This window comes from Mucilaginibacter sp., from assembly GCF_041660805.1.
Classification (GTDB): domain Bacteria; phylum Bacteroidota; class Bacteroidia; order Sphingobacteriales; family Sphingobacteriaceae; genus Mucilaginibacter.
Genome location: NZ_JBAZVP010000001.1, coordinates 666,461 through 678,828, shown reverse-complemented (window position 1 = coordinate 678,828; position 12,368 = coordinate 666,461). Strand labels below are relative to the sequence as shown.

General features: G+C 42.4%; 7 protein-coding genes. 2 read left to right on the top strand and 5 right to left on the bottom strand.

The window, feature by feature from the left end; translation table 11 throughout:
• Positions 1 to 392 precede the first annotated feature (392 nt).
• The 3 genes from WC743_RS02945 to WC743_RS02935 form a co-directional block, all read right to left on the bottom strand.
• Positions 393 to 1,259, bottom strand: coding sequence for a glycerophosphodiester phosphodiesterase family protein (locus WC743_RS02945; RefSeq protein WP_373010268.1), 867 nt, complete (start codon positions 1,257 to 1,259; stop codon positions 393 to 395).
• A 78-nt stretch (positions 1,260 to 1,337) separates the two neighbouring features.
• On the bottom strand, positions 1,338 to 2,876 hold the full coding sequence (locus WC743_RS02940; RefSeq protein ID WP_373010267.1) for a RagB/SusD family nutrient uptake outer membrane protein: 1,539 nt from the start codon (positions 2,874 to 2,876) through the stop codon (positions 1,338 to 1,340).
• An 18-nt stretch (positions 2,877 to 2,894) separates the two neighbouring features.
• The gene (locus WC743_RS02935; protein WP_373010266.1) at positions 2,895 to 6,182 is read right to left on the bottom strand and encodes a SusC/RagA family TonB-linked outer membrane protein; all 3,288 of its coding nucleotides are present in this window, start codon (positions 6,180 to 6,182) and stop codon (positions 2,895 to 2,897) included.
• Positions 6,183 to 6,776: 594 nt separating this feature from the next.
• Here WC743_RS02935 and WC743_RS02930 point away from each other — a divergent pair.
• A complete protein-coding gene (locus tag WC743_RS02930; RefSeq protein WP_373010264.1) occupies positions 6,777 to 8,123 on the top strand; it encodes an FAD-binding protein in 1,347 nt (448 codons plus the stop codon).
• Here WC743_RS02930 and WC743_RS02925 read toward each other — a convergent pair.
• Positions 8,116 to 9,627 carry an ATP-binding protein gene (locus tag WC743_RS02925; RefSeq protein ID WP_373010263.1) on the bottom strand — a complete coding sequence of 504 codons (1,512 nt, stop codon included), beginning with the start codon at positions 9,625 to 9,627 and terminating at the stop codon, positions 8,116 to 8,118. The two genes, WC743_RS02930 and WC743_RS02925, sit on opposite strands and share 8 nt — an antisense overlap.
• A 209-nt stretch (positions 9,628 to 9,836) precedes the next feature.
• Entirely contained in the window at positions 9,837 to 10,601 is a 765-nt protein-coding gene (locus WC743_RS02920) for a DeoR/GlpR family DNA-binding transcription regulator (protein WP_373010262.1), read from the bottom strand.
• 147 nt (positions 10,602 to 10,748) lie between these two features.
• Here WC743_RS02920 and WC743_RS02915 point away from each other — a divergent pair, with 147 nt between their 5' ends.
• On the top strand, positions 10,749 to 12,335 hold the full coding sequence (locus WC743_RS02915) for a glycerol-3-phosphate dehydrogenase/oxidase (RefSeq protein ID WP_373010261.1): 1,587 nt from the start codon (positions 10,749 to 10,751) through the stop codon (positions 12,333 to 12,335).
• Positions 12,336 to 12,368: the final 33 nt, after the last annotated feature.

Genomic DNA, 12,368 nt, shown 5'->3' with positions numbered 1-12,368 from the left:
GATCTTGTAATTCATTGGGTAAAAGATAAACGTTAAAGTAAAAATCTGTTTATTCCATATGCTGTAATTTATATTAAATACGTAAAAAGATACGGGTTATTGTATGTTATTGTGCACTAAAATTGCCTAAAAGATGAAAAAATGACCGGTCGTTTTTTATAATCTTAAATGTAGTTTTATTAAAGAAACCCTATCCTGCTTTGTTTTAATGTGTTAATCCGCTAATGCGTGGTTCTGACCGGGCAATAGGTTTGGGAAGCCATGTTTTGCTGCTGATAAACTTACCTTTTAATGACAAATACATCACATGTCTCGCCTACTACATCAAAGACCCTAAAGCACTATTATGAAAAAATGCGGCATTTGCCCACCTTTTATGCTAACTATTGTGGTTATTTATGCAATTGCTTTTTCCTGAGATATTTAAGCATTTGTTCCGGCCTGTCTGTTTGAATTATGGTAGCCCCATGTGCAATTATCCAATCCCAACTGTCTTTTAAATTACCATCTTCAATGGCTGTATCATCATCATGGCCGGCGTTAAGCGACGCCCACAATGAATTTATCCACACTTTAGCGCCGGTTTGAGTAATGAATTTATTATCACTTAAAACGCTGGAGGTGTCTTTTGTGAAATTTAATTCAAAGGCGTATGGCTTCATGTTTTTAAGATAATCAATAATGATCTTTTTTGCTTCGGGCTTATTTAGGTTAACAACAGGCATGTATATTATGCTATCTATAAGCTGCGGATATCTTTGTTTTAGTTCATCGAACGTAACCTCGGCTTTAAAAATAGCCTGCTTTATAGTGCCGGTTTCTTTCAAAATAGCATAAGTTTCTACATAATAATCGTAGCTCTTATCCAGGTTTATTTTAACATTGCTATTTTTGAGAGCAATCATTACTTCTTTTAGTGTTGGGATGTGATTATTGGTTACACGCCCCAAACCATTTTTTAATCCAAATTTCCTGATCTCATCCAGGGTATAATCTGCCGGCTTGCCTTTACCATTGGTGGTACGGTCAATAGTTGCATCGTGCATAATGATAATTTCGCCATCTTTTGTTTTCTTCAAATCCAGCTCAATAATATCCACACCCATAGCAGTGGCATATTCAAATGCTTTTAAGGAGTTTTCAGGTGCATTGCGCCAGTCGCCTCGGTGAGCAGTTACTAAAATCTTATTTTGTGCAAGCGCCGGGCCGCAAATTGCAAAACCAATAACCCATATCAGAACGGTAATGTTAGTTTTCATATAAATATTAATAAATGGTTGTAAATAATAAAGGAGGGACAAAAATCCCTCCTTATTGTAAGTTTAATAAATTACGGATTAATATCCGGGGTTCTGGTACATCTTTTCGGGATTCAGTTTCACTTCATCAAACGGAATTGGGAAGTACCGGTCTTTAGTTGCAAAGTTAGCTAACTTAGGGATACCAAAATCAGCCTGGCTTTTAGCCCTGAAATATGCAACCAACTCATCGGTACTAAACGTACGCAGCAAGTCAAACCAGCGGTGATGCTCAAAGGCAAGCTCTATCCGGCGCTCATGCAAAATAGCAAGGCGAAGGTCGGTATATTTAGCGGCATAAGTTGGGTTTGCAGCCAAAGTTGCAGCATACGAAGCTAAGCCCGCACGGGCGCGTACCTGGTCAACCAGGGCAATAGCGCCTGTACGGTCTCCCAGATAATTATTCACTTCGGCAAGCATCAGCATTACATCAGCAAAGCGGATCAGGATCCAATCGTTACCGCCGTAGCCCAGGTTTGAAGCACCTGCACTTGCATCCCTGAATTTGGTGATAAAATAATCCTTCACAATAGGATCATTAGCGAATTTAACCGAGAAAGCCATACGCGGGTCACCCGCTTCGTATTCCTTGATCAGATCTGGCGTAACATTACCGCCCGAACCGGATGCCGGTTTAAGTGAGTTGATCGTCTCTCCTTTTGCCTGGTTATTAGCGGCAATAGATGAGCTATAGGTTGGGTCGCCCTGTTTGTTCACTATCTGCCAGATAATCTCCGGGCAGGTAGCTTTCTTGGTAACATCAAACACATCTGTATAAGGTATGGTTGTTAATGCCCCAAAGGTACGCATACCATACGCTGTGGTAAGGTAGGTTTTTGCATCATTTAAATTAGCTGTGCGGGCAGCAGGATCCTGTGTGGTAGCCATAGTTAAATAAACCTGGCCCAGGGTTGCGTTAATAGCAGCTTTTGACGCACGACCAAGACCAGCCCCGCTTTGCAGGTTTGGCAAGTTACTGGCCAAAGCATCTTTCAGGTCGGTTACTATTTGTGCATAAACCAGCGCCTGTTTTTCGCGGAAGGTATTCTCGCTTACCTCATCTGCAGATTTAAACTGTTTGGTTACCAACGGGACATCGCCCCAGGTCTTCACCAGTTCAAAATACATCACCGCGCGTAAAAATTTCGCTTCGGCAGTGTATTGTTGTTTCAGGTTGGCATCGGCAAAAGTTACACGGTCAATATTTGCCAGAACAATATTTGCCCTTGATATAGTACTGTATAATGACACCCAGTGGCTTTTTAAGTAAGTATTACTTGGCAATAGGGAAAAATCACCAAACTGGAAAGGCTCACCAGCGTTAGACTGGTTGTCATTCCGGCCGGTATCGTCAGAGCGTTCGTCTGTCCACAAACCGCTGTTCTCGCCTATGTTATTGCTGCTGCGTAATGATTGATATATACCGTTCACCGCGGCCAGCACATCATCCGGCGAACGGAAGCTGGTACCCAATTCAATAGCATTAGGGTCTGTTTGTTCTAAAAAATCTTTTTTGCATGATGGCATTGCTGAAGCTAAAAGCGCAACACTTGCAATCAATATTATTTTCTTTTTCATCTCTTTAATGTTAAATTATTAAAAGGCTGCCCTGATACCTAAGTTAAATGAACGCACCAATGGATAAACACCGTAATCGATACCCGGGGCCAGGTTTGGTGGTTGGGTGCTGTTTGATGCACCGCTGCTGAAGTTATAATCTACCTCGGGGTTGTAACCTTTGTATTTAGTAATTGTAAAGGCGTTAACCACGCTGGCATAAATACGCGCGTTGCTCAGGCCTAATTTGCTTATTGCTAATTTTGGCAGGGTGTAACCCATAGTGATGTTATTACAACGAAGGAACGAACCATCCTGCAGATAGAAGGTAGATAAACGTGTACTGTTACTTTGCGTACCTGCGCGCGATGCACGGTAAACAGTACCATCGCCCGGGTTGGCGGCATTGCGGTACCGGTTAGCAACATCAGCATAGTTGTTACCTGAACCTTCCATGTTGTACAGGTAGTAATCCTGCCCATCTAACACATCATTACCCTGCGAACCATTGAATGATGCGCTCAAATCTATTTTTTTGTAAGTAGCGCTTACAGCAAAACCGTAGGTAAAATCCGGGTACGGGTTGCCGATGATGGTTTTATCAGCATCGTTTACAATACCGTTATGGTCGGTATCTTCAAAATACAGGTCGCCCACATGCAGCGGATTCGATTGTGATGAAGATGGAGCTACTTTGCCTATGTTCTCTTCGGTTACTATACCGGCTACTTTAAAACCGTAAAACATACCTACCGGCTGTCCCTGTTGGGTAATATTGGTTAAGTACGAACGCTCGGCACCGTTAATGATAATGGTATTGTTACCGCTCAGTTTAGTTACTTTATTACGGTTGATAGAAATATTTCCGCTTAAGTTTAGCGTAAAATCTTTTGCATTAACTGCGCGGCCATCCAATTGCAGGTCAAAACCTTTATTTCTGATCTCGGAGTTGCGCAGGTTGGTTAAAATAGTGGTACTGCCGGATATCGCAGAGATTGGCTGGTTGTAAAGCAGGTTGTAAGAGTTACTTAAATAGTAGTTGGCAATTATTGATAAACGGCCTTTAAACAAACCTACGTCTAAACCAACGTTGTATTGCGAGGTTGATTCCCAGCTTAGCTTTTCGTCGGTGATACCGTTAGCATAAGTAGCTGATAACACAGCGCTGTTGGCGCCAAATACCACACCTGTAGGGCTTGCCAGTGTTTGCAGATACCCGTAGTTACCAATATTATAGTTACCGCTTAAACCCCAGCTTGCACGTACCTTAAGGGTAGATTGCTCGCCAAGCAGGTCATGATAGAATGGCTCTTCAGACACTGTCCAGCCGGCAGCTACCGACGGGAAGTAACCATACTTGTTCTGTGGCCCAAAACGTGATGATCCATCTGCACGGAACGAACCTGTTAAAAAGTACTTGCTTGCATAGTTATAACCAACACGGCCAAAGTATGATAGCAAAGTGAAGTTTGATTTACCTGTAGGCCCCCCGTTTAATATAAAGTTTGTAGCATCGGCACCCTTACCGGTTATCTCGGGGATATTATCGTTCTGGAAACCCTTTGCGGAAACGCTAATGGCATCGCGCATGTTTTTTTGGATGGTGTAACCACCAAGTCCGTCGATATGGTGTTTGCCAAATTGCTTGTTATAATTAAGGGTGAACTCCGCAAGTTGATCAACTATATTGGTGGTTTGAGCCGTGGCAGTAGCTGCTGCGATTGATTGCGGCGAGCCCGGAGGGTTAGCACCATTACTCAGGTTGGTAGGCAAATAGTAATCGTATTTTTCATTGTAAGTATTTGTACCCAGATTGGCTTTAAAGGTTAAGTCATCTATGATCTTATAACTTACAGCGGCATTAATGTTGGTACGGTAACCCTTTCTGCTGATTTTTGTACGGGTAGCCAGGGCAACCGGGTTTTCGATACTTTGGTAGCCATAAGCAGCCGACTCGGCAGCGGCCCTGTTGGTTGCTAATGAACCATCGGCATTATAGGCCGGGAAGAATGGCATATAAATCAGCGCGCCTAATATAGGCCCGTGGTCAAACCTACCCTCCTGTATCTCGCGGTTGAAGTTAGAGGTGTAAGCCATATTAGCGCTTATGTGCAGTTTTTTATTAACGTCCGACTCTACGTTGCCTCTAAAGTTATACCGCTCCTGACCCGATGATACGATGATACCTTTTTGGTTCTGGTAGCCACCGCTCAGGTAGTAACGTGTTCCGTTGCTGCCACCTGAGAAAGAAAGCGTATGCTTTTGAAAGAAAGCATTTTGATAAAGCTCATCCTGCCAATCGGTGTTTACCGTTTGGTGGATAAGGCTTTGCGTTGGAAAATCATACAAGTAAGCAGGGACCTGTACGCTGCCTGCGTTACCCACATTAGCAACACGGGTTGCGTTAACGTCTGAGTACATGGCATCGTTCCAGACGTGGCCGGTATTTACCCAAAGATCGTGGTATGCGTTATTACGGCCGTCTATAACCAGCTGGGCAAAATCATCAGAATTAAGCAATTTAACTTTATGGGCCAGTTGGTCGCTGCCTAACTGTACATCATATTCAAACTTACCGGCACCTTCTTTGCCACGTTTGGTTGTAATTAATACCACACCTCCCGAAGCCCTTGAACCATAAATGGCCGCAGATGCAGCATCTTTCAAAATATCTATAGACTCTACATCGTCCGGATTGATATAAACATCGTTATTAGCCGGGTAGCCGTCAATAACATATAACGGATCTGAACTGGCGTTAAACGAACCCACACCTCGTACACGGATCTTGGTGCTTTGATAAGGTGCACCGCTTGTTTGCGATACCTGTACACCTGCCACTTTGCCTACAAGGGCCTGGCCAAGTGTTGGCGCGGCCAAATTCAGCTCAGAAGCTTTTACACTTGAGATAGCACCTGTAATATCACTTTTGCGCATAGTTTGATAACCAATAGCTACTACCTCATTAAGCATGTTTGCCTGGGGTTTTAACTTAATATTGATGGTGCCGGCATTAGCAACCGGAACCTCCTGAGGAATGTATCCAATAAAAGTGTAAACTAAAATATTACCCGGCTCTGCAGATATGGTGTATTTACCGTTAATATCTGTAGTGGTACCCTGTGTGGTATTTTTAACGCGAACATTTACACCGGGTAAAGGTTGGTTATTTTCATCAGTAACGGTCCCTGATATTTGTATTGCCTGATTGTGAATTTTATGGAAAGCTGTAGCGTTAGATGAAAACGCTTGTATCATGATCAGCAAAATTATAAATGGTTTTACATAAAACCGAGCCAAAAGATCATGAGTAATTTTTATATTCATATTTTAAAAATGATTGTAAGAAGATGACACTAAAGTATTCGACCACTTTTTGAGTTACTTGACAATTGTTTATATCGTGTGATATGTTAGTGCATTCACCGGTTTTAATTTATTGCCATATAGACTATTAAGTTAATTTTACATAGGCATTAATATTAGAAGTGTTAAGTAGTATTATTATTTTAAAAAGGATAAGCACATTTTCTTGAAGGAATATTAATTATGTGCAATCAACCTTGAAACCTTGGCAACAAAACTAAGCCCGCCATCTTAAGCGAAGGATACTTAAAGGTTAAGTTTGTATTAATAAAATAAAAGGCCAGGCATTATATAACCATAGCACAACATCAATTCAAATGAGCTGAATAATTAGTATGCAAAGCAGATCGCATGTTTTTGAAGAATAATTGCAGAAGCCATTTACTCGGGAGATGTTTTGAGCAGTTTCGATTAACCTGTTTAATTTTAAGTAGCAGCATAACTGGGCAAGGTAATAGCATTTTTATTGCATGAGCGTTTTATAAAACCCTTCTCCCCTTCCTTTTTTAAAACATTAGCTCTACATTGCATTAACCAATTTAAGCTGGAACTTTTATGAAAAGAAAAACCTTTATCCGGTTGGGTACTACCTTGGCGACCGGCCCATTGCTGGCACCGCTTCAATCATGGGCACAAGCACCAAGGCTCAAAAACTGGGCAGGCAACCTCACCTACAGCACGGGCAATGTGCAATATCCAAAATCAGTAACCGAGGTGCAGCAACTGGTTAAAAAGCACCCTAAACTCAAAACTTTGGGCACAAGGCATTGCTTTAATACTATTGCCGATAGCAAATACGACCTGGTATCAACCCGCGACCTTAATAAAGTAGTTTCTCTGGACAGAAAAGCAAAAACAGTTACCGTAGAAGGAGGCATCAAGTATGGTGAGCTGGCCCCCTACCTGCACACACAGGGCTTTGCTTTACATAACCTGGCCTCGCTCCCACATATTTCAGTTGCTGGTTCTATTACAACCGCTACGCACGGCTCAGGTATAAAAAATGGGAACCTGGCCAGTTCGGTTAGCGGTTTAGAGGTAGTGATAGCTGATGGTTCGGTGTTGCATTTCTCTAAAACTACAGATGCGGCAAAACTCAATGCCGTAGTAGTTGGTTTAGGCGCCGTTGGTGTGATCACAAAAGTTACGCTGGATATCATCCCGACTTTTATGGTTAGGCAGCGTGTATTTATTAATATGCCGCTGGCTCAGGTAAAGCAGAATTTTCAAAAGATCGTATCTGCGGGCTACAGCGTTAGCCTGTTTACTAACTGGCAGAATGAAAATGTGAGCGAGGTTTGGATAAAAAGTCGCGTAGATACCGAAAAAGACCATACCGAGACAGAATTTTATGGCGCTAAAGCAGCCACTAAGAACCTTCACCCTGTTATAGAACAATCAGCCGAGAAATGTACCGACCAGATGGGTGTTCCCGGCGTTTGGTATGAGCGTTTGCCGCATTTCAAAATGGGCTTTACACCCAGCACAGGCAAAGAACTACAATCCGAATTTTTTGTGCCATTACATCATGCAGTAGAAGCCATTTCGGCCATATCCCGGTTAGGGAAACAAATAGGACCGCATTTGTTTATTACCGAGATCCGCACCATTGCGGCAGACAATTTATGGATGAGCCCCTGCCATAACCAAACCTCGGTCACCATACACTTCACATGGAAACCAGAAACCGCCGCAGTAATGAAGTTGTTGCCTATTATCGAAAAAGAACTGGCACCGTTTAACGTACGCCCGCACTGGGGTAAGTTATTTACCATTGCGCCAAAAGTATTGGCGTCCCGGTACGAGAAACTGGCGGACTTTAAAAAGGTTGTTGCCACATACGATCCCAAGGGAAAGTTCCGTAATTCGTTTTTAGACAGGAATCTTTACGGGATTATTTAGGTTTTTCTACCTTTAACAAAGGCAAGGTAAAGGAAAAACTACTTCCTTTACCTTGTTCACTTTCAATACTAAACGCGCCGTTATGCTTTTTTATAATTTCGGCGGCGATAAACAGGCCGAGGCCCACCCCCTGAAAAAGCATCGCTGTTTCACTGACCCTGTAAAAGCGCTGGAACAATTGATCGATATCCTTTTTGGCTATGCCTATTCCAAAATCCCGTACAGTTACAATAATGTGTTTAGCATCTGTTTTTGCATTTACCACTACCTGATTCGCATCCGGGGAATATTTAATAGCGTTGGTCAACAGATTAATCAGCACTTGTTCAATTCTGAACTGGTCACCGGTATAAAGGATATCAACTGAGTTTTCCAGCCGTATCTCATGTTGGTTGGAGATCAGCTGGATATTTGCAATGCTGTTTGTCAGCGCGTCCGGAAAATAGAAGGCCGCGATATTCAAATCTATTTGCCCTGAATTGATCTTAGTAACATCAAGCAGGTTTTCTATTAATTTCTCCAGGCGTTTTACGCTATGATTTGCGTTTATTATAAAGGGATAATTTTTATCAGTCTTATTGGTTGTTTTTTCCAGGAGTTGGTTAATGGCTTTTATATTGGTTAAAGGTGTTTTAAATTCATGACTTACCATATTAAAAAACTCATCCTTCTTTGCTTCTGCTGCCGCTCGCCTTTCTTTTTCCAGTTTCTGAACCAATAATTCCCGATTGGCAATGATCAGTTCCGCCGCTCTTTTTCCCTTTTCTTCATCCTGAAAACCCAGTTCTTTAAGCGCAATTATAAGCTCCGCAGCACGCTTTTCTTTCTCTTCGTCCTGGAAGTCCAGTTCAATATTGGCCAGAATGAGCTCCGCGGCGCGCTTTCCTTTTTCCTGGTTCTGGTAAACCAGTTCTTTGTTGGCGATGATGAGTTCATTAGCGCGTCTTTCCTTTTCAAGATTTTGGAAAATCAGTTCTTTATTAGCGATGATCAGCTCGGCTGCCAGTTTTTCCTTTAACTTATTTTGAAAGACCAGTTCTTTGTTGGCGATGATGAGTTCGGCGGCGCGTTTTTCCTTTTCCTGGTTTTGAAAGATCAGCTCGGTATTGGCCAGTATCAATTCGGCAGCACGTTTTTCCCGCTCACGGTTTTGCGCATCCAATTGTGAATAGGCAATAACCAGCTCTGCTTCCCGTTTTTCTTTTTCGGAATTCTGAAATATAACTTCTTTATTGGCGATGATGAGTTCGGCGGCGCGTTTTGCCTTCTCTGCATTTTGAAAGTCAAGCTCCCTGTTGGCAATAATTAATTCACTTGCGCGCTTCTGTTTCTCTTCATTTTGAAAATCGAGCTCAATATTGGCGATGATAAGTTCAGCAGCACGCTTGCCCTTTTCCTGATTCTGAAAATCAAGCTCGGTGTTAGCGAGTTCTAATTCGGCAGCTAATTCTTCTTTTTCCTGACGGGCAATAAATAATTGATCCGCTAAATTTCTGGTATCCATGAGGGTTGCCGGACAAGCCGGGTTTAATGAAGATAATTTTTGTTACGCTTAAAAGAACAGGTTATACAATGATACACTTTAAAACCGATGAAACTAATTCGCCGGAAGTATTTTCAGATCAGTCCTATAATTTTCCCGTTTGTGCTCAAAAGGCTGTCTTTATCAAAGAAGACAATCAAAAGATATTAAAGTTTAACCTTTCCCAAATATTAAACTACAGTAACTTTTACTCCTTTTTCGCGTAACATCTTTAGCATAACCGGGCTAATGCCGCTATCGGTAATGATCTCGTGTACCTGGTCTAACGAACATATCTTTGCCAGTCCCATTTTACCAAATTTAGTACTGTCGGCCAAAACAATAGTGGTTTGCGCGGCACTGATCATTTTCTGATTAAGACGAGCTTCCATCAAATTGGTGGTTGTAAGGCCAATTTCAGGGTCGATGCCATCAACGCCTAAAAACAACACACCGCATAGCATATCGCCCAGCATGAGTTCCGCATAATTGCCTGTTACCGATGATGATGTGCTTCGCATCTGCCCGCCCAATTGAATAATGTCAATTTCGGGATGTTGTAAAAGTTCTAATGCTACCGGCAATGCAGCGGTAACTACTGTTAAATGTTTATTGGGTTGAATAGCTCGTGCCAAAGCGAGCATAGTGGTGCCTGATGCTATAATAATAGAATCGTTAGCACCTATTAACGGAACGGCAGCTGCTGCAATCTTTTTCTTTTCGGGTGCATTCAGCCTTTCTTTTTCGGCTACCGGGCGGTCATTGGTATAAGGGTTTGTTTTGCTGGCGCCGCCGTGAGTTCTGAAAAGCAGGTTTTTACCTTCTAAAAGTTTCAGGTCCTTTCGTATTGTGACACCCGAAACGCTTAATTCGTTACTCAGGTCCTGCACATTAACAAATCCATCAACTTCAACTTTTTGCAGGATAAACTTATGCCGGTCGGTATTTTTACTCATTGCGACTAAATTAAACAGAAAAATTCGTTGTAGGTAATGTCATGCTATTCTTATCCCCAATAAAATAACAAAAAATTATTCTATTTTTAATTTCATTTTATTTCACTTTTAATATATTTGAAATATATCAAAACATTTTGAAATAAGTTGAACCTATTTAAAAGAGAAAGTAACCTGCTGAATATAGCCGACACCAACAAAACCTGGGACTTGATCATTATAGGTGGTGGGGCTACCGGACTTGGTGCCGCTGTTGATGCTGCTTCGCGGGGGTATTCGACATTACTACTGGAGCAAGCCGATTTTGCAAAAGGAACTTCCAGCAGGGCAACCAAGTTGGCTCATGGCGGGGTGCGCTATCTGGCCCAGGGTTATATCGGCCTGGTTCGTGAGGCATTGCGTGAAAGAGGGTTACTTTTAAAAAATGCGCCTCACCTTGTAAAAAAAGAAAGTTTTATAATCCCGAACTATAATTGGTGGGGAGGCCTCTTTTATATCATCGGTTTAACAGTTTATGATATCCTCGCCGGCAAACTGAGCTTTGGCCGCGCGAAGCATTTATCAAAAAAAGAAACTTTAAATCGCCTGCCCGGCTTAAAAGAAAAAGGCCTGCGCGGTGGTGTAGTATACTATGACGGTCAATTTGATGATTCAAGACTGGCCATTAACCTGGCACAAACCGCTATGGAACAAGGTGCTACCCTACTTAACTATTTTAAGATAACAGGCTTGCTTAAAAACAGCAATGAACATCTTTCCGGAGTAATTGCCAGTGACATTGAAACCGGGGAAATTTATCAATTAAAGGCCACAGTAATTATTAACGCCACTGGTGTATTTGTAGATGATATACTTAAAATGGATGCTCCGGAGAAAAAACCGATAGTTAGGCCCAGCCAGGGTGTACACCTTGTACTCGACCGTTCATTTTTACCGGCAGAAGACGCCCTTATGATACCTAAAACCGAAGACGGGCGGGTATTGTTCGCTGTACCATGGCATGGCAAACTACTCGTCGGAACCACCGATACCCCTATCGACTCTCCCAGTCTTGAACCGGTAGCCTTAGATGCCGAGGTGAAATTTATTTTACATACAGCTGGAAAATACCTCACCAAAACACCAACCCGCCAGGATGTACTGAGTGTATTTGCAGGGCTAAGGCCGCTTGCCGCGCCGCAAAACGGATCGGCAAAAACAAAAGAAATATCGCGCAGTCATAAGCTGATAGTGTCCGAATCCGGCCTGATCACCATGACTGGCGGAAAGTGGACCACTTACCGTAAAATGGGCGAAGACCTTATTGACAAGGCCATTGAAACAGGCGGGCTAAAAAAAAGGCCCTGCAAAACTGCCGGGTTACCTATCCATGGTAGTTGCCCCAATCCTGACCGTAACAACCATTTGTTTGTTTATGGTGCCGATATTAAAAAAGTTTTGGCTTTATACGATGAAGATCCCGACTGGAAAAACCTCGTCAATGCAAAAGACAGCTATACCAAAGGCGAAGTGATCTGGTCGGTAAGAAATGAAATGGCCCGCACCGTTGAAGATATACTGGCCCGTCGTACCCGTGTGCTATTCTTAAATGCCCGATTGGCCATAGAAATGGCCCCCGAAGTAGCCCGTCTGATGGCGACCGAACTTAAAAAAGATGCAGTATGGGAGACAGAACAGATTAAGGCGTTTAATCAAACGGCAAAAAATTATGTATTAACATCCGCTTTAAAATAACTAATATTAACGTGATATTCAATAAATAAACCA